The 18,777-nt window shown below is 63.3% G+C and carries 18 protein-coding genes; 7 read left to right on the plus strand and 11 right to left on the minus strand.

The genetic code is table 11. The features are described 5' to 3' along the window. Positions 1-10: 10 nt before the first annotated feature. The gene (locus tag RYZ20_RS04755) at positions 11-2,050 is read left to right on the plus strand and encodes a glycosyltransferase family 2 protein (protein ID WP_317670851.1); all 2,040 of its coding nucleotides are present in this window, start codon (positions 11-13) and stop codon (positions 2,048-2,050) included. Here the strand turns inward: RYZ20_RS04755 and RYZ20_RS04760 are convergent. Next, positions 2,047-2,682: a GntR family transcriptional regulator gene (locus tag RYZ20_RS04760; RefSeq protein WP_317670853.1), complete on the minus strand. Its 636-nt coding sequence runs from the start codon at positions 2,680-2,682 to the stop codon at positions 2,047-2,049. The genes RYZ20_RS04755 and RYZ20_RS04760 overlap by 4 nt on opposite strands. 113 nt (positions 2,683-2,795) lie before the next feature. On the opposite strand from RYZ20_RS04760, the gene RYZ20_RS04765 reads away from it, so the two are divergent. The 4 genes from RYZ20_RS04765 (at position 2,796) to RYZ20_RS04780 (ending at position 5,570) form a co-directional block, all read left to right on the plus strand. Continuing rightward, on the plus strand, positions 2,796-3,470 hold the full coding sequence (locus RYZ20_RS04765; protein ID WP_317670855.1) for a pyrimidine 5'-nucleotidase: 675 nt from the start codon (positions 2,796-2,798) through the stop codon (positions 3,468-3,470). Positions 3,471-3,581: 111 nt separating this feature from the next. After that, positions 3,582-3,797 (plus strand): hypothetical protein, encoded by a 216-nt coding sequence (locus tag RYZ20_RS04770; protein WP_317670857.1) that lies wholly within the window; start codon positions 3,582-3,584, stop codon positions 3,795-3,797. A 62-nt stretch (positions 3,798-3,859) separates the two neighbouring features. Next, positions 3,860-5,071, plus strand: a complete 1,212-nt coding sequence (locus tag RYZ20_RS04775) for a UbiH/UbiF family hydroxylase (protein ID WP_317670859.1) — start codon at positions 3,860-3,862, stop codon at positions 5,069-5,071. A 136-nt stretch (positions 5,072-5,207) separates the two neighbouring features. After that, entirely contained in the window at positions 5,208-5,570 is a 363-nt protein-coding gene (locus tag RYZ20_RS04780) for a hypothetical protein (RefSeq protein WP_317670861.1), read from the plus strand. A gap of 244 nt (positions 5,571-5,814) precedes the next feature. Here RYZ20_RS04780 and RYZ20_RS04785 read toward each other — a convergent pair whose 3' ends face one another. Further along, positions 5,815-6,273 carry an Lrp/AsnC family transcriptional regulator gene (locus tag RYZ20_RS04785; RefSeq protein ID WP_317670863.1) on the minus strand — a complete coding sequence of 153 codons (459 nt, stop codon included), beginning with the start codon at positions 6,271-6,273 and terminating at the stop codon, positions 5,815-5,817. Next, positions 6,270-6,728: an Lrp/AsnC family transcriptional regulator gene (locus tag RYZ20_RS04790; RefSeq protein WP_317670865.1), complete on the minus strand. Its 459-nt coding sequence runs from the start codon at positions 6,726-6,728 to the stop codon at positions 6,270-6,272. The genes RYZ20_RS04785 and RYZ20_RS04790 overlap by 4 nt, the downstream gene beginning before the upstream one ends. Positions 6,729-6,854: 126 nt before the next feature. On the opposite strand from RYZ20_RS04790, the gene ilvC reads away from it, so the two are divergent. After that, a complete protein-coding gene (gene ilvC, locus RYZ20_RS04795) occupies positions 6,855-7,877 on the plus strand; it encodes a ketol-acid reductoisomerase (protein WP_317670867.1) in 1,023 nt (340 codons plus the stop codon). 81 nt (positions 7,878-7,958) lie between these two features. Beyond that, positions 7,959-8,348: a hypothetical protein gene (locus tag RYZ20_RS04800; RefSeq protein WP_317670869.1), complete on the plus strand. Its 390-nt coding sequence runs from the start codon at positions 7,959-7,961 to the stop codon at positions 8,346-8,348. A 12-nt stretch (positions 8,349-8,360) separates the two neighbouring features. Here RYZ20_RS04800 and glmM read toward each other — a convergent pair whose 3' ends face one another. From glmM to RYZ20_RS04840, 8 genes are all read right to left on the minus strand, one after another. After that, a complete protein-coding gene (gene glmM / locus RYZ20_RS04805) occupies positions 8,361-9,707 on the minus strand; it encodes a phosphoglucosamine mutase (protein WP_317670871.1) in 1,347 nt (448 codons plus the stop codon). After that, positions 9,704-10,735, minus strand: coding sequence for a dihydropteroate synthase (folP, locus tag RYZ20_RS04810; RefSeq protein WP_317670873.1), 1,032 nt, complete (start codon positions 10,733-10,735; stop codon positions 9,704-9,706). Before folP ends, glmM begins: the two co-directional genes overlap by 4 nt. A 39-nt stretch (positions 10,736-10,774) precedes the next feature. Next, positions 10,775-11,695 carry a dihydroneopterin aldolase gene (locus tag RYZ20_RS04815; RefSeq protein WP_317670875.1) on the minus strand — a complete coding sequence of 307 codons (921 nt, stop codon included), beginning with the start codon at positions 11,693-11,695 and terminating at the stop codon, positions 10,775-10,777. Between the two features lie 87 nt (positions 11,696-11,782). After that, entirely contained in the window at positions 11,783-12,412 is a 630-nt protein-coding gene (locus RYZ20_RS04820; RefSeq protein ID WP_317670877.1) for a cell wall hydrolase, read from the minus strand. A gap of 212 nt (positions 12,413-12,624) precedes the next feature. Beyond that, positions 12,625-15,168, minus strand: coding sequence for a putative PEP-binding protein (locus tag RYZ20_RS04825; RefSeq protein ID WP_317670879.1), 2,544 nt, complete (start codon positions 15,166-15,168; stop codon positions 12,625-12,627). 115 nt (positions 15,169-15,283) lie between these two features. Next, positions 15,284-17,344 (minus strand): glycine--tRNA ligase subunit beta, encoded by a 2,061-nt coding sequence (gene glyS / locus RYZ20_RS04830; RefSeq protein WP_317670881.1) that lies wholly within the window; start codon positions 17,342-17,344, stop codon positions 15,284-15,286. Between the two features lies 1 nt (position 17,345). Continuing rightward, positions 17,346-17,822, minus strand: a complete 477-nt coding sequence (locus RYZ20_RS04835; protein ID WP_317670883.1) for a DUF6446 family protein — start codon at positions 17,820-17,822, stop codon at positions 17,346-17,348. Further along, a complete protein-coding gene (locus tag RYZ20_RS04840; RefSeq protein WP_317670885.1) occupies positions 17,819-18,739 on the minus strand; it encodes a glycine--tRNA ligase subunit alpha in 921 nt (306 codons plus the stop codon). The genes RYZ20_RS04835 and RYZ20_RS04840 overlap by 4 nt, the downstream gene beginning before the upstream one ends. Between the last annotated feature and the right edge of the window lie 38 nt (positions 18,740-18,777).

Consider the following 18,777-nt stretch of genomic DNA (forward strand, 5'->3'; position numbering starts at 1 on the left):
GGGTGTGTTCATGAGTTCCACACAGCGTAAGATTATCCCTGTTCTCGAGCCGGAAAACGCTCCGATCTCGCTTTCGGCGTTTCTGAGGCCCGAAAAGGCGCGGCGCATTCGCCTGCCAAACTCGCCCAAGGCCAGCCCGAACCGCACGCCCTTGGGTCAGATCCTGCTGGATCGCGGCGCGATCGAGCCCGCACATCTGATCAAGGCGCTCTCGCTGCGCATCCGTCAAGACGTTCGCTTGGGCGACATTCTGCTAGCGCATGGCTGGGTCGATGAGGCCGCTTTGATGTCAGCGCTTTCGGCGCAATGGTCGGCGCCGATTGTCGATCTGATTGCGCAAGCTCCCGACCCGCGCCTGATTGACGCTATCGGCCCCGAGGCCTGCCTGCGTGACAGCTTTGTGCCGTGGCGGCGCGTGGGCGGCGTTACCCTTGTCGCGACGGCACGTCCCGAAGATTTTCACAATCTTCGCAATAGCCTGCCTGCCGGGCTAGCGCCCTATCGCATGGTTCTGGCGCCCGAGCGTGATGTGCATGAAAGCCTGCTCGCGCGCCGCCAGACCGCGCTGATCCGCCGCGCCGAGGTCAAGGTCGACCCCGAGAAATCCTGTCGCTCGCATAACGAGGCCCGTGCCGCACGCTTCGCCCTGGCCTTGCTCACGCTCAGTGCGGTCGGGCTGTGGCTGGCCCCAATCGCGGTCTTCATGGCGCTGTTTAGCTGGGTGGTGCTCTCGCTGGTGCTCTCGACAGGACTGAAACTGCTGGCGGCGCGCAGCGAAATCAAAGCGCGGCGCGAAAGCCCCGCCCCTCTGCGCGCAGGCCCGAAGGCACCGATAAGGCTGCCGATCATCTCGATCATGGTGCCGCTGTTTCATGAACACGACATAGCCGAGCGGCTGATCGCGCGGCTTGGCAAGCTGGATTACCCGCGCGAATTGCTGGACATTCTTCTGGTGGTCGAACAGGGCGATCTGATGACCCGCACGACGCTGGCGGAGGCGACCCTGCCGCGCTGGATGCGTGTTGTGACGGTGCCGGACGGCCCGATCAAGACCAAGCCACGAGCGATGAATTACGCGCTGAACTTCTGTCGCGGCTCGGTGATCGGGGTCTATGACGCCGAGGACGCGCCCGATCCCGACCAGCTCCATATCATTGCGCGCCGCTTTGCCGAGGCGCCGCCCGAGGTCGCCTGTCTGCAAGGGATGCTGGATTATTATAACCCGCGCACGAACTGGCTCGCGCGGTGCTTTACCATCGAATATGCCGCGTGGTGGCGCACGCTTTTGCCCGGTGTCGCGCGGATGGGGCTGGTGATCCCGCTTGGCGGCACGACGCTGTTTTTCCGCCGAGAGGCGCTGGAGGAACTGGGTGGATGGGACGCGCATAACGTGACCGAGGACGCAGATCTGGGCATCCGTCTGGCGCGTCATGGCTATCGCACGGAACTGGTGCGCACCGTCACCCACGAAGAGGCAAACTGCCGCGCGATGCCATGGGTCAAGCAGAGATCTCGCTGGCTCAAGGGTTATGCGATGACCTGGGCCGTGCATATGCGAAACCCGCGTCGCCTGTGGCAAGAGCTTGGCCCGAAACGGTTTTTAGGCATCCAGATTCTGGTTCTCGGGTCGCTCACGCAGTTTATTTTCGCGCCCGTGCTGTGGTCGATGTGGCTTGTGCCGCTGGGGGTCTGGCATCCGGTCGACACAGTTCTGTCCACACCGCTGCGTAACGCGCTGATCGGGCTGTTCGTGCTGACCGAGGGGGCGAATATCGCGGTCGGCATCTGGGCCGTCAGTGGCAAGGAACACCGTCACCTGATCCCTTGGGTGCCGACGCTGCATTTCTACTTTCCGCTTGGCGCGCTGGCCGGCTGGAAGGCGCTTTACGAGATGATCGTCAAGCCCTTCTATTGGGACAAGACCAGCCACGGGGTGTTTGACCTGAACGCGCAAAAGCCCCGCGCCTCGGCCCTGGTTCCGCAGATCGTCGCCGCGACACCTGTGCCTGCGCCACCGCCACGCACGCGGCTGGCGCCGCTGATCGACTAGCCGCGCTCCTGCACGGCGGTCGCGTCCAGCTTGAGCCGCGTCTCGAACGCCTTCGAGATATGTTTACGCAGCATCGTGCCGGCAGCCTCGGCATCGCCTGCACCAATCGCATCGACGATCGCCTGGTGCTCGGCCAGTGCCGCCTCGCCGCGCCCTTCAACCGCCAGAGAGGTCGTCGCCAAAAGCGCCATCGAGCGGTGCACAAGGTCAAGCTGCTGCACCAGATAGCGGTTGTGCGAGGCAAGGTGGATCTGATGATGAAACCGGCGGTTCGCGCGGCTGAGCGCACCGGGATCACCGATTTTCGCGCGGTCTTCCTCGATCATCTCTTGCAGCACACGCACCTCTTCGGGGGCAGCATGTTTCGCCGCCAGACGCGCGGCAAGCGCCTCCAGCTCGGCGCGCACGACATACAGCTCGGCCAGTTGGTTATGGTCAAGCGAAGCCACAATCAACGAGCGCCCGTCACGCGCCAGCATGGATTGCGTTTCAAGCCGTTGCAACGCCTCACGCACCGGCGTGCGCGACACCCCGAACCGCTCGGCCAGTTCCGATTCAACAAGCCGGTCGCCGGGGCGGTAAATCCCGCCGTCGATCGCCTCGAGGATCAAGGTATAGGCATCTTTCTGCATTGGCGCTCCGCTCCCAGTTCCGACCTCCCGCCGCGAGCGCGAACCTTACGCCCCATCCCCGCCCCCATGCAAGCGCCATTGCCCTGCCCCCGCGCGGGCGCTAGCTTTGCCCCATGACGAACGCCGAACCAAATCCGAAGGCCGATTTCGCGCATGTGCGTGAGTGGGTCTTTGACCTCGACAACACGCTCTACCCGCCCGAGGCGCGCCTCTTCGACCAGATCGAGGTGCGGATGACCGATTTCGTCATGCGCGCACTCGGGCTTCCGCGCGACGAGGCGAACCATCTGCGCGCCCATTACTGGCAGCTTTACGGCACGACGCTTGCGGGTCTGATGCACGAACACGGTGTGGACCCTGCGCCCTATCTGCACGAGGTCCACGAGATTTCTCTGGATCATCTGTGCCCCGATCCGGTGCTGCGCGCGGGCATTGCCGCCCTGCCCGGCCAAAAGATCGTTTTCACCAATGGCAGCGCGCCCTATGCGATGCGCGTGCTAGAGGCGCGCGGGCTTTCGGGGCTGTTCGACGGGATTTACGGCGTTGAAAACGCGGGCTTTCATCCGAAGCCGCATCCGGCTTCGTTCGCGACGGTCTTTGGCGCGGCGGGCATTACCCCCACCCGCGCCGCCATGTTCGAGGATGACCCGCGCAACCTCGTGGAACCCCACACGCTTGGTATGCGTTGCGTTCATGTCGCGCCCGAGCCCCTGCCCGCACCGCCTGCCCATATCCACCATCACACCGGCGATCTGGGTGCCTTTCTGACCCGCATAAACCCCTCCTGAGTCGCCCGCGCAAGGTGCGACAATTTGACCATCTTTCGCACCTGCATTCTGCGTCGCAGCACGCTAAGTAGCACCCCGTTGTCAGGGAGACAGCGAACGGGAGATTCTATCATGACCATGTCGACCGCCGAAACCGGCGCAACCAACCTGCACGCCCATGAAACCGGCAAAGACAATAGCGCGATCATGTGGGCCATTGCGATCTTGCTGATCGGCTCGGCGGCAGCGGCTTTTGTCGCGCTTGGCCTTGGCGGGCTGATCATGTGGGGGGTAATCGCCTCCTGGGTCTCGCTGGCGCTTCTGGTCCTGCTGACCGCTGGCGGCTGACGCCAACGCTCTGGCTTTCCCTATGCGCGGCGCGTAGATTGGCGCTGCGCATGGAGGGACAGATGAGCAATACCCAAACTCCGGTCGAGACCGACATCCTGATTTCCGGCGGCGGCGTCGCGGGCCTGACGGCTGCGGCGGCCTTTGGTTCGGCAGGGTTTACCACGATCTGCGTTGATCCTGCCCCGCCGGTGACATCTGAGGGCGCGGAAGGTGCGGATATGCGCACCACCGCCTTCCTGCATCCCTCACGCGGCGTGCTGGAGCGCGCAGGGCTTTGGGAGCGTTTGCAGCCCTTCGCGGCACCCCTTCAGATCATGCGGATCATCGACGCGGGCGGTGCCGCCCCCGAGGCGCGTCTGACCCGCGATTTCAACGCGGCCGACATCTCCGACGAACCCTTTGGCTGGAACCTGCAAAACTGGCTGTTGCGCCGCGAGATGGTGGCGCGGCTGGACGAACTCCCATTGGTCGATTTCCGCCCGGGCGTCGCGACAACGGGCCTGATCACCCGCGAGGCAGGCGCCGAGGTTTCGCTCTCGGACGGCACCCGCGTCAAAGCGCGACTGGTTGTCGCCGCTGACGGACGCAATTCGTTCATCCGCGAGGCGGCGGGGATCGACGTAAAAACAACGCGTTACGGCCAGAAAGCACTGGCCTTTGCCGTGACCCACCCCGAACCGCACAACAATATCTCGACCGAGATCCACCGCTCGGGCGGGCCGTTTACGCTTGTGCCGCTGCCCGACCGCGGGGGGCTGCATTCGTCCGCTATCGTCTGGATGGAGCGCGGCGCCGAGGCCGAGCGTCTGGCCGCTCTGCCCGTGCCCGAGTTCGAGGCCGAGATGAACGCGCGCTCGACCGGCGTTCTGGGGCAGCTCACGCTGGCCACGCGCCGCTCGGTCTGGCCGATGATGACGCAGATCGCCAAAAGCTTTGCGGGGCAACGAGTTGCCCTGATCGCCGAGGCCGCGCATGTGATCCCGCCGATCGGCGCACAGGGGCTGAATATGTCGCTGGCCGATCTGACCTGCCTGCTGGAACTGTGCGAGAAAGACCCTGCGCACCTGGGAAGCACCCCGATGCTGGCCGCCTATAACCGTCGCCGCTGGCCCGAGGTGAAGGCGCGCGAAATCGGCATCGACCTGCTGAACCGCGCCTCGATGGTCGAGGCCCGCCCCCTGCGCGATCTGCGCGCGGGCGTTCTGGGCGCGCTGTATTCGCTGGGTCCGGTGCGCAAGACGCTGATGAAAGCGGGGCTTGGCATGCGCTGATGCGCCGGTCCGCACCCACCCTTCGGTAAAATTTTCAATGCTTTGGGGCAAGCTTCCGTTGCCTCCGCTCATTCCTGTTAGAGCTATATTAAGCCGAACCGCGCACCATCGGAGCCTCCAGAAAGGAGCAATGCCGATGATGACCCCGACCAATCCGGCCGATGAACTCGCCGAAATCCGCGCTGAAATCGCGCGCCTGAAGCAACGCGAGGCCGAGTTGCGTATGGCCTATTTCGCCACGCCCGACCTGCCCAAAATAGGGCGCATGCATAAGGTCGAACTGGTGACACGCCGTCGCATTGTGTTCGAGGCCCGCCTGTTGCCCGCGGAAATCCGCAACGACCCGACCTATATCCGCGAGCGCGTCATGCGCGTGCTGCGCACCGAGCGTATTCCGAATGCCGAACGCACCCCGAGCCTCGTTCCCGTATCAGATCCGTTGGCGGAGCTGCGCCCGAAACCGCGCAAACGCCTGTTTGCCGGGCTGACGCTGCATTAACGTCTCGGGGCGGGGATAGCTACGCAAGCAGCAATTCCCGCCCCGGTTCGCCAGTCATCCATAAGAAACCGCACATGACTCCCCTGAGTTTTCAAGCGGGATACGCGCCTCGACAGCGATCAGCCGAAACGTGGCCTATAAGCCCGCCTTCCGGTATGTAGGTGGCAAGGAACAACGCACTCGGGATCCCCCAGACCGGACTTGCCAGCAAAGCCGGCTCAGAGTCCGAATGGCATAGCATATTCTAGCCCAAGGGTCCCGGCCGCCGCTCCTCCGAGAGCATCACATTCGCCTCGACCTGCCCGACGCCCGGAAGGGTCATGATCCGGCGGCGCAGGACACGTTCGAAATCGGCAATGTCGCGCGCGCTGACCCGAAGGCGGTAGTCGAACCGCCCCAGAACGTGCTGCACAACCTGCACCTCTGGGATCGCCGTCACGGCGCGCTCGAAATCCTCAAGACTGACGCGCCCGCGCGCGGCCAGCTTGATCCCAAGGAACACCGTCACCCCGAAACCAAGCGCCGAAGCATCGACATCCAGCCGCCGCCCCGCAATGATGCCCGCCTCCTCCAGCCGCCGGATGCGCCGCCAGCAGGCAGGCTGCGACAATCCCAGCCGCCGCCCCAATCCGCCAGCGCTTTGCGTTGCGTCCTGCACAAGCGCGCGCAGGATCGCGCGGTCGGTATCGTCAAGGTCGATCATAGCGGCAGCTCCGCGCTTTCCTTGATGGTAGCGACCAGCATCAGCGCATCAAGCTCGGCGATGTGGGGCAGCATCAGGATGCGGTGACGATAGATCTCCTGATAATGCCCCATGTCGCGGGCAATCACGTTCAGGCGAATGTCAGTCTGGCCAAGGAAGGTCTGGATCTCGATCACCTCGGGCACCTCACGCGCGGCGGCGATAAACTCGTCAAAGGCGCGTGGGTTGGTTTTATCCAGCGTGAAGCGCAGGCTCACCTCGACCCCCCAGCCAAGGGCGCGCCAGTCGATCCGCGCCTCTTCGCCGCGCAGAATGCCGCGCGCGCGCAGCTTTTCAATCCGCCGCCAGCAGGTCGCGGTGGTCAGCCCAGCCCTCTCGGCCAGTTCCGCCGCAGGCAGGCCCGGTTCCGCCATCATCTGGCGCAACAACCGCCGATCCGCATCATCTATCTGCATGATTTTTTCACTAATTTAGTATCTGTGAATTAATCTTACACTACGAGTGAATATTTCTCAATGAATGCGCAGATATTGCGACATAAAGTCGTAAGTTATCGCTAGACATTCAACGGAGGACCGCCCATGCGCGTGTTTTATGATCGCGATTGCGATGTAAACCTGATCAAAGACAAAAAAGTCGCCATCCTCGGCTACGGCTCGCAAGGCCACGCCCACGCACTGAACCTGCGTGACTCGGGCGCGAAAAACATCGTCGTCGCTCTGCGCGAAGGCTCGGCCTCGGCCAAGAAATGCGAAGCCGAAGGCCTCCAGGTCATGGGCATCGCCGAAGCTGCTGCATGGTGCGACGTCATCATGTTCACCATGCCCGACGAGCTTCAGGCAGAGACCTACAAGAAATACGTCCACGACAACCTGAAAGAAGGTTCGGCCATCGCATTCGCACACGGCCTGAACGTTCACTTCGGCCTGATCGAGCCGAAGCCGGGCATCGACGTCATCATGATGGCCCCGAAAGGCCCGGGCCACACGGTTCGCGGCGAATACACCAAAGGCGGCGGCGTGCCCTGCCTCGTGGCTGTTCACAACGACGCAACCGGCAAGGCGATGGACATCGGCCTGTCCTATTGCTCGGCTATCGGTGGCGGCCGCTCGGGCATCATCGAGACCAACTTCCGTCAGGAATGTGAAACCGACCTGTTCGGCGAACAAGCCGTTCTCTGCGGCGGCCTTGTTGAACTGATCCGCATGGGCTTTGAAACCCTGGTTGAAGCTGGCTACGAGCCGGAAATGGCCTATTTCGAGTGCCTGCACGAAGTGAAGCTGATCGTCGACCTGATCTACGAAGGTGGCATCGCGAACATGAACTACTCGATCTCGAACACCGCCGAATACGGCGAGTATGTCTCGGGCCCGCGCATCCTGCCCTACGAAGAAACCAAGGCCCGCATGAAAGCGGTTCTGACCGACATCCAGACCGGCAAATTCGTGCGTGACTTCATGCTCGAAAACGCTGTTGGCCAGCCCTTCTTCAAGGCAACCCGCCGCATCAACGACGAGCACGAAATCGAGCAAGTCGGCGAGCGTCTGCGCGCCATGATGCCGTGGATCGCCAAAGGCAAAATGGTTAACAAAGAGCGCAACTAATCCGCGCGACAACCTGTCAGATCGGGGCGCCTTGCAGGGCGCCCCTTTTTCGTTATGGTCCCCCGAAACAGGAGCGTAACGATGACCAATCCGTCCGAACAAGAATTGCACCAGATCGCGGAAACCCGCGCCGGGTATTTCTCGCCACGCTGGTTTGCGGATCTGTTCGGCGCGCGGCTCGGGTTTGGGGACACCTTCTGGATCGGCAATCTGGGCGTGCTGCTGTTCATCGTTCCGCTGGCAATTTTCGCCAGCCTGATGATGGCCTATGTCTCGCCACGCGCACTTGAATTGCTGTTCAAATCCGTCGCGGGCACCTTGGCGATTTACCGGATCGGCGTATTTCAGGCGGTGCTGCGCACAGGGATGCGCTCGCCTGCCCCGCTTGGCTGGCGCACCGCAGGGATTGCGCTGACGGCCCTTTGGACCGTCGCTGAAGTCATGGTGGCATTGGGCCGGATTGGCGGCTGACGCCGCCAGCCGTTACAGGGTTTCGGCTTCGATCGCGGCGACGATCCCGTCAACGGTCTGCGCCAAAAGCCCCTCATCGACGCATTCCGCCATCACCCGGATCAACGGCTCGGTGCCCGATTTTCGGATCAGGATACGACCCTTTCCGGCGATACCTGCCTCGGCAGCCTCCATCACTTTTCGAACATTTGCAGCCTCAAGAGGCGCCTGACCGGCCTGATAGCGCACATTTTTCAACATCTGCGGCACGGTGTCGAATTGCTTGGTCAGTTCCGATGCGCGCCGCCCCGTCTCGGCCATCGCCGCCAAAAATTGCAGCCCCGCCATCAAGCCATCGCCCGTCGTTGCGTAATCGGTCATCACGATATGGCCTGACTGTTCGCCACCAAGGTTGAACCCGCCCGCGCGCATCCGCTCAACCACATAGCGGTCGCCAACGGCGGTCCGCTCAAGCCGCAGACCGTTACCACTCAGGAAGTTTTCCAACCCAAGGTTCGACATCACCGTCGCGACCAGAGCGCCGCCGCGCAGCGTTCCGGCATCGGCCCACCGCTTGGCAAAAAGCGCCATGATCTGATCGCCATCCGCGACTTGTCCTTTTTCGTCGATGATCATCACGCGATCCGCGTCGCCATCCAGCGAAATTCCCAGATCGGCGCCATGTGCGACCACGGCCTCGGCGCAGGTCTGCGTATAGGTCGATCCGCATTTGTCGTTGATATTCAGACCGTTCGGGGCAACCCCTATCGGAACAACCTCACAGCCCAACTCCCACAAAACCTGCGGAGCAGCCTTGTAGGCGGCGCCATTCGCGCAATCGACAACCACCTTCAGCCCCGACAGGCGATCCCGCGCGGGGATGGTGGTTTTCGCATATTCGACATAGCGTCCGAGGCCATCGTCGATCCGCTTGGCGCGACCAATGTTCATCGGCTGAGCCAGTCGGATTTCGCCTGCGACAAGCGCCTCGATCTCGGCCTCGGCCTCGTCTGACAGCTTGAAGCCATCGGGGCCGAAAAACTTGATCCCGTTATCCTTGGCCGCGTTATGCGAGGCGGAAATCATAATCCCCAGATCGGCCCGCATCGAGCGCGTCAGATACCCCACCGCAGGCGTCGGCACCGGCCCCAGCAGCAGCACGTTCATCCCCGTCGAGGTCAGCCCCGCCGTCAGCGCGTTCTCGAACATATAGCCGGACAGCCGCGTATCCTTGCCGATCACCACGCGATGCCCGTTCGAGCTATCCCGCCGGAAATAGCGCCCCGCCGCCGCCCCCAGACGCAAAGCCAGCTCTGCTGTCATGTTGCCGCTGTTGGCCTCGCCACGCACCCCGTCGGTGCCAAAGAGTTTCCGGCTCATTGCTCGTCCGCCTTCTCATACCCGAAATTTACCGCCTGCCAGAGCCGAAGCCCCTGCGCGACCTCTGCAATATCGTGGACGCGGTGGATCTGTGCGCCCTGCCCCAGTCCAGCCAGCGTCACCGCCAGCGTCCCCGGCACCCGCGCGCGCGCATCCGGCGCAAGCCCGATTTCACCGATAAAGCGCTTGCGCGACACCCCCAAAAGGATCGGGCAGCCAAGCCCGTGGAACAGCGACAGCCCGCGCACCAACGCAAGGTTGTGTTGCAAGGTCTTGCCAAAGCCAATGCCCGGATCGACAATGATCTTTTCGCGATCAACGCCGTTCGCCTCGGCCAGCTCGATCCGCGCCTCCAGATAGTCATAAACATCCAGCAAAACGTCCGTATAGCGCGGGTCGTCCTGCATCGTGTCGGGCAAGCCCTGCGCGTGCATCAGGCAGATCGGCAGCCCCGTGATCGCTGCCAGTTCCGCCATCGCGGGATCAAACTCCATCGCGGAGACATCGTTAATCATATCCGCGCCCGCCTCGACCGCGGCATCGCCCACCATAGCCTTGCGCGTATCAATCGAGATCGGCGCGTCAAACCCCATGTCGCGCAGCGCTGCAATCACGGGGGCAGTGCGGTCGATCTCTTCGTCCTCATCCACCTCTTGCGCGCCGGGACGCGTGGATTCCCCGCCAATATCAATGATTTCCGCGCCTGCCTCGACCATCGCCTGCGCATGTTCCAGCGCAATGTCCGGGTCGTCGAACAGCCCGCCATCCGAAAAACTGTCGGGGGTTACGTTCAGAATCCCCATGAGCCGAGGCTGCTCCATGCCAAGCCCGGCAACCGGCGCGCGGCGCGCGGTCAGGCGATAGCGGATGTCCTCGGGCAGATGGGCGGCGGGCATCAGCTCGCGCAAGCCACCACGGGTGATTTTCTCCACCTCGTCGAACCAACACCAACCGCCCGCAAGCGTCAGCGCGGTTTCGGGGCGGGACGCATCAGTATGCGTAATCGGGCGATAGTAAACCTTATCCATGCTTCGCTTTCACCCCATCGGGCGCGGCTTGGCAAGTGTTCAGATGGTGATCGCCTGCACCGACACGCGGCTTCCTGCCGGCACTGAAACATCGCCGTGAAGCTCCAGCCGGGTGGCCGCCATCTGTTCGGCCAGCCAAAGCGCCAGTGCAACGGCGTCACGCGCGGCCGCTTTCGGCCCGTCCACCGCGTCGAGCACGATTTTCGACGGCGCCCAGACGACCATCTGCCCGTGCTTCATCGCCCAGTCGATCTCGGTCCGCGTGGCCACAACCACACAGCGCGGATCGCGCGCGGCCAGCACCCATGCGTTTTGCTCAATCGCCAGAAGGTCGATGCGGCGCTGCGTCGGCTTGTGGCCAGTCGCAGGCACCGCCCCTTCGGGCATGCCCACGCTCAGGATCACCGGAAGCCCAGTGGCCTGCAACGCATCGAGGCGCGCGGCCAGATCACCCGCCGTAATCGCCTCATTCGTCAGATAGGCCACGACCGGATGCAGCGCCTCTTGCGAGCCGTCCTCGGCCTGCGTCTGCACGGGATCGGACGCACGCGAGCGCACGATTTCAACCCCAAGCGCGCCCGGGCCACGATCCAGCTTTTCGATCCGCACGAAAACCCGCATCGCCTGCGGCTCGTTCAGGATGCGTTCCGCCACGCGCGCGGCCAGCGTTTCCAGAAGATTCAGGCGTTCCTCGGCCAGTTCGGCGGCAATCGCCTCGGTGATCCGGTCGTAGGACAGTATCCGGTCGACATCATCTTCCAGCGGCTCGGGGATCGGGCGCACCTCGACGACAACATTGAATTGCAACCGCTGCGTGGTGCCGCGCTCTTGCTGAAACGCGCCAATATCCGCCTCGACGATATGATCGCGCAGGGAAATCCGGTCACGCGGGTCCGCTGGCGCAGAGGCAAGCGCGCGCTCCTCGGGGTGCGCGAAGGCAAGAGAGATGTCGCTGGTCATAGGTCTTTCCGGGCGGTTGCAGAGCGATCATAGAAAAAGGGCGGGCCAAGGCCCACCCCGAAACGTCACCTCGCGGTGCGGGTGCGACTATTTCGTCGCCGTGCGGCGCGACGGCGCGGAGTAGAAAATATGGGCGCCGATCTTGGCGGTGCGCGTAAACTTGCGCGACCACGACGGCTTGACCGCAGGCGTATGGAAATAGGTCGCGCCATCGGTCAGCGAGCGTTCCTCGCCCAAAAGCATGTTGCGCGCCACTTCGGAGACGCGCGCATAGGCGCCCTCTTCGCGGATTTTGTCGGACTTGCCGTCACAGGTCCAGCTGAACTGGCAGCCACGCCGGTTCGACTGGTAGACGACACCACAGACGGTATCGGGGAAGGCCGGATCATCGACGCGGTTCAGCACCACCTCGGCCACAGCCTTCTGGCCCTTACGGCCTTCGCCGCGCGCCTCGTGATACAAAACCTGGCTCAGACAGGCGAGCTGGTCCGAGTTCACCTTCTTCGATTTCGACTTCGGCGCCTTGGTCAATGCCGCCACGCGCGACGAGGTCACGCCGCTCAGGGCGTTCTTCTCATTGAACATCAGCGACAGGAGCCCTTGCTCCGCCGCGGCCGCCGGGTTGTTGGAGTGGCTTACCGTTACTTCGGCACGCAAGCCTCCGGCAAGGGCCAGAAAGAGCACCGCTCCCCCAGCCAAGCTTTTCAGCATAGACATGGTCTACTTCCGATAAGTTAATCTTCTTCCCGCAAGCAGGATCGGGGGGGCTGATACCCATAAAAGCACTTGATGTCTACAAATTGTGCTTTTTCAAAAAAGAGCGACTCAGGTCGACGAGCCATTTCCAGCCGAAGCGGAAAATGGCTCACGCCAGATCACTTTTCCCAAACCATTGATTTAGCGCATATATTCTGCGCCGCAGCAATAGATCAGATCGGCACACCCTTGCGCGGCGCGAGCAGTGCAAAATGTGCGGCCGCAAGGCGCGCGACGGGCACACGGAAGGGCGAGCACGACACATAATCGAACCCCGCCGCGCGGCAAAACGCGATTGATTCGGGGTTGCCACCATGTTCGCCACACACCGAGATTGTCACATCCGGCCGCATATTGCGCCCCCGCCCTGCGCCGATCAGCAACAACTCGCCCACGCCCTCGACATCGAGGATATGGAACGGATCCTCATCATAGACGCCCTGATTGACATAGGTGCCCATAAACCGCCCCGCGTCATCGCGCGACAGGCCGTAGGTCATCTGCGTCAGGTCGTTCGTGCCGAAGGACAAAAACGCCGCATGTTCGGCAATCTCGCCCGCGCGCAGCGCCGCGCGCGGGGTCTCGACCATCACGCCAAGGCGATAGGTGAAATCGGCCTTACGCTCGTTCTTGACGGCAACGGCCACCGCGTCGATGCGGGTTTTCACGATCTCCACCTCGCGCTGCGCCGACACCAGTGGAATCATGATCTCGGGCACGATAGGGGCGCCGTTCTGGCTTGCCTCGATCGTCGCCTCGAAAATCGCACGCGCCTGCATGTCGTAGATCTCGGGGACCGTCACGCCAAGGCGCACGCCGCGCATCCCGAGCATCGGGTTGAACTCGGACAGCGCATCCACGCGGCGTGTCACCTCGGACAGCGGACGGTCCAGCGCCTCGGCCAGCTCGCGCATCCCTTCGCGGTCGTGCGGCAGGAACTCGTGTAGCGGCGGGTCGAACAGGCGAATACAGACCGGCTGGCCCGCCATGATGTCAAAGAGCGCGCGGAAGTCCTCGCGCTGCATCGGCAGCAGACGCTCCAGCGCAATGCGCCGGTCATTCGGCGTGTCGGCAAAGATCATCTCGCGCATCACGGTCAGGCGGTCTTCGTCGAAGAACATATGCTCGGTCCGGCACAGCCCGATCCCGTCCGCCTCGAACATCCGCGCGGTGCGCGCGTCGTCGGGCGTGTCGGCATTGGCGCGAATACCGATGTCGCGCACATTGTCGGCCCAGTGCAGAAGCGTGCGGAACCCGTCATCCAGCGCAGGCTCCAGCATCGCGGCAGCCCCCACAAGCACCTCGCCGTTGCTGCCGTCCAGCGTCACCACATCGCCTTCGCGGAAGATGCGCCCCTTGGGGCCGGTGAAATAGCGGTCACGGAAGTTGATCTGGATTTCCGAGCACCCCACGATGCACGGCAGGCCAAGGCCGCGCGCAATCACCGCCGCGTGGCTGGTCATGCCGCCGCGCTCGGTCAGCACCGCAACAGCGGCGTGCATACCGCGAATATCCTCGGGCGCGGTTTCGCGGCGCACCAGAATGCAGGGTTCATCGCGCGCGGCCATCGCCTGCGCCGCCGAGGCCGTAAAGACGATCTTGCCCGTCGCAGCCCCCGGCGAGGCCGCAATGCCGCGCGCCAGCACATCGCGCGGCGCGCGCGGATCAACCTGATAGTGCAACAGCTCGGACAGCGCGCGCGGTTCGACCCGCAGCAACGCATCCTCGCGCGGGATCACCCCCGCCTCCGCCAGATCGACCGCAATCCGCACCGCCGCGCGGGACGACCGCACCACCCGCACCGCGTCGATAATCGCCAGATTACCGCTTGCGATGGCAAATTCGAGCTGCATTTCCTCGCGCAGTTTCTGCCGCGCGCCCGCGCCATGCTTGATCAGCTCGGCAAAAATCTCGGGTGAGGCCTCTTCGAGCGAGGCACCACGCGGGTCGCGCGTCAGATACAGCGCCTCGATCACCTCTTTGCGCCCCTGACTTTGGCCACGAAAGCGCCCCGTCACCTGCCCGCTTCCGGTCACGCTATCGACAAACTGGATCGTCCCCGAACCGGACAGCCCTGGCCCGATACCAAGCGCCATATCCTGCACCACCAGCCCCAGCACCGCATCAATCGGCGCACCCTTGGCCTGACGCAAAAGCCGCGCGGTCGTCCCCTCCCACGCGCGCGCCATCGAGCGCAGCACATGAGCCAGCTGCGTGGCGGCATCTTGCGGGAACGGCTCGTCCATCTCGGAGAAATAGACGTCCAGCGTGCGGCGCAGCACCCCCGGCCCCGGTTCGTCGGCAAACATATCCGGGTCAAGCCGCGCCACGTGGGTCGCGTAATTCTGCACAAAGCGCAGATACAGCGCCTCGGCCGCCTCGGCGCCGTGCGTTTCTGTCAGGCGCGCCAGCATGGTCGCATTCATGCCGACATTCAGCACCGTGCCCGGCCCGCCCCATTCAGGGTTCTCCGGCGAGCCTCGCACCGAAACAAGGAATTCCTGCCCCAGCAGTTTCGTCAGAATAGCCGTATCAATATATTGCCCCGCCGCGATTGCCCGCACCGTTTCACACGGCAGCGCCACCGTGCGCGGCACGGGCAGCTCCAGCCGGATCAGGCGCTGCAGGCATTTCGCGCGCCAGCCGTGGGTTGTCGTCTTGATCGGCGCCGAGGGCGTCAGTTCGACAAATTCCATCTGTTCCGGGGCTTTCTGCATCGCAGCATCCTTCTTTGATGACCGCAGGATAGGCAGAAACCGGCCATACGCAAGCGTAACAAATGCATGACGGGCGCGAAGTTTCCCCCGCGCCCGCCGAAAGATGCCGAAAGCCTTAGCCTTCGAGTTTGGTCAGGTCCGCAACCGACAGGCAAATCTGCCGGATACGCGAGAGCAGGTTCAGGCGGTTGCGGCGCACGATCGCGTTGTCCGAGTTCACCTGAACAGCCGTGAAGAAGGCGTCAATCGGGGCGCGCAGCGTGGCCATCTCGGCCATGACGGCGGCGAAATCCTCGGCCTTGAGCGCGGGGCCGATGGCGGCCTCGGCAGCGTCCAGCGCGGCGAACAGCGCCTTTTCGCTGTCATCCTCGGCGAATTTCGGGTCGGCGCCGAAGGAGTATTCCACGCCGTCCTTTTCCTCGGCCTGCGTCAGAATGTTATTCGCGCGCTTGAAGCCCTGGATCAGGTTTTCACCGTCGTCGGTTTTCAGGAAAGCGCCCAGTGCCTCGGCCCGTTTCACGACCAGCGTCAGGTCGTCCGCGCCCTCCATCGCGAGAACCGCGTCGATCACATCATGGCGCACACCCTGATCGCGCAGGAACACCTTGAGGCGATCATGGAAGAAGGCAAGGAGATCGGATGCATCCACTTCGGCATTTGCCTTGCCAAACCAGTTCGCAAGGTTCGCCCGCAGCCCGTTCACCAGCACCAGCCGGATCACGCCAAGGGCGGCGCGGCGCAGTGCAAAGGGGTCTTTCGAGCCCGTGGGCTTTTCATCAATTGCCCAGAAGCCGGTCAGCGTGTCGATCTTGTCGGCCAGCGCCACGGCGACCGAAACGGGTTCGGTCGGCACATCGTCCGACGGCCCCAGCGGCGCGTAGTGGTCGCGGCATGCATCGGCCACGGCCTCGGGCAGATTTGCACTTTTCGCATAATATCGCCCCATGATCCCCTGCAATTCGGGGAATTCATAGACCATTTCCGACCTAAGGTCCGATTTGGCCACCCGCGCGGCCTCGGCGGCCAGATCGGGCGAGGCACCGACCACGGGCGCGATCTCGCGCGCCAAAGCCTCGATCCGCTCAACGCGCGCGCCCTGACTGCCCAGCTTGTTGTGGAAGGTCACATTCGCCAGCCCCGCGCCCATGCCCTCAAGCCCCTCGGACTTGACCGTGCGCAGGTCGTTCTCCCAGAAGAATTTAGCATCCGACAGACGCGCCGACAGCACCTTGAGGTTGCCCTTCAGGATCGTCTCGCCATTGTCGGCGGTCTCGCGGTTCGCGACCGTCACAAATCCCTCGATCCGGCCGGTTTTCGGGTTCTTCACCGAGAAAAACTTCTGGTGCTCTTTCATCGAGGTTTGCAGCACCTCGGGCGGCAGGCCCAGAAAATCGTCGGCAATATCGCCCAGAAGCGCGACCGGCCATTCGACCAGCCCCGCGACCTCGGTCAGAAGCCCCTTGTCCTCGACCAGCTCCAGCCCGCGCGCGAAAGCCATGTTCTGCGCGTCGTGCCAGATGGTTGCGGCGCGTTCCTCGCTATCCAGAACCACCTTGGCGGCCTTCAGCTTGGCGGCGTAATCATCGAACCCCGTCACGGCAAACGCATCGGGCGCCATAAAGCGGTGCCCGCGCGTGATGTTGCCCGCCTCGATCCCATCCACCGACATCGGCACAACCTCGGCGCCGGCCTCGTCGGTCAGGATGCACAGGATCGAGTGCAGCGGGCGCACCCACCGTAGCGAGCCAGAGCCCCAACGCATCGACTTGGGCCAGGGGAAATTGCGGATCGTGCGCTCCAGCACATCAGCCACGATCTCGGCGGCAGGGCGACCGGGTTTCTCGGTCACGGCAAAATAGACCTGCCCTTTTTTGTCGTCGCGAACCTCAAGCTGGTCCATCGAAAGGCCGGTCGAGCGCAGGAAACCGTCAATCGCGGGCTGCGGCGCGTCGGTTTTCGGACCCTTGCGCTCTTCGCGCAGGTTCGGGCTTTCCTTGGTCAGCCCCTCCAGCGCCAGCACCAGACGGCGCGGCGTCGAAAGCGCTTGCGCATGGGCATAGGTCAGCCCCGCCTCGACCAGACCATCGGTCACAAGTTTCTTCAGATCCTCGCGGGCGCGGCCCTGCATACGGGCGGGCATCTCCTCGGAGAAAAGCTCAATCAACAGATCCGGCATGTCACTTCTCCGCCTTCTCGTTCAGCTGGTGCCACGCAAAGGCGCGGCCATCAGGGTAAATTGCGACGACCCGGTCAACGCCGGGCTTGATATCTTGTTCAGAGAGAAAGGCGACAGCAGCGCCTGCCTCAAGGTCCGCACCGATCCGCGCGGCATCGAAACACTCAAACCAGCCCGGCCCGTGCAGGGGCGTGGCGGCATCGTAAATCGCGAAGGTCTCGGTCAGCATGGCCAGCGAGAGCGGCGTGTGAAAGCAGCCGCGAAACCGCAGGGGCGAGCTGTCGGCATCAATCCCCGAAAAGCTGTCGGCAAGGATCGCCTCGGGCTGACCGCTATCAATCGAGGTCAGCCGGATTTCAGCGGCGGGCGCCGATACGGGCAGTTCCTGATAATAGCCGTATTCCTGCGCATACCAGACAGCCGCGCCGGTCAGGAGCGCCGTCAGCACGAGGAACCCTCCGACGAACTTGCCATTCACTGCGCACCCCCGGCTTCGGTGGTGACGAAGGCATCTGCGCATTTCTTGGCCAGCGCACGGACGCGCCCGATATAGGCCTGACGCTCGGTGACCGAGATCACGCCGCGCGCATCGAGCAGGTTGAACAGATGCGAAGCCTTGATGCACTGGTCATAGGCCGGGTGCGCCATGACGATGCGCCGGCCCGCGCTATCGCATTCATCCGCCGCCAGAATACGCCCGCACTCGGCCTCGGCATCCTCGAAATGCTTGAGCAGCATGTCGGTATCGGCCTGATCGAAGTTCCAGCGCGAATATTCCTGCTCGGTCTGGCGGAATACGTCACCGTATTTCAGCGCGATCGGGGCGGACGGGTCGTTGTAGGGCATATCCATAACGTGATCGACGCCAAGCACATACATCGCCAGACGTTCAAGGCCATAGGTCAGCTCACCCGCGACCGGTTCGCAATCATGGCCACCGACCTGCTGGAAATAGGTGAACTGCGAGACTTCCATCCCGTCGCACCAGACCTCCCAGCCAAGCCCCCACGCGCCAAGCGTCGGGCTTTCCCAGTCATCCTCGACAAAGCGGATGTCGTGCAGATCAAGGTCGATCCCGATCGCCGCCAGCGAGCCAAGATATAGCGCCTGAAGATCGGGCGGGGACGGTTTGATCAGCACCTGATACTGGTAATAGTGCTGCAAACGGTTCGGGTTTTCGCCGTAGCGACCATCCGTCGGGCGGCGCGAGGGCTGCACATAGGCGGCCGCCCAAGGCTTCCACCCAAGCGCGCGCAAGGTGGTCGCGGGGTGGAAGGTGCCTGCGCCGACCTCCATGTCATAGGGCTGGAGCACTGCGCACCCTTTCGAGGCCCAATAGGCCTGAAGGCGCAGGATGATCTCCTGGAACGAACGGGGGGCGGCAGGTTTCGACATCTCTCACCTCTGGCTGAAAGCGCCTCTTCTCTAGGCAA

Origin of the sequence: Pseudothioclava alba, from assembly GCF_033100795.1 — a bacterium.
In the GTDB taxonomy this organism is placed as follows: Bacteria; Pseudomonadota; Alphaproteobacteria; order Rhodobacterales; family Rhodobacteraceae; genus Pseudothioclava.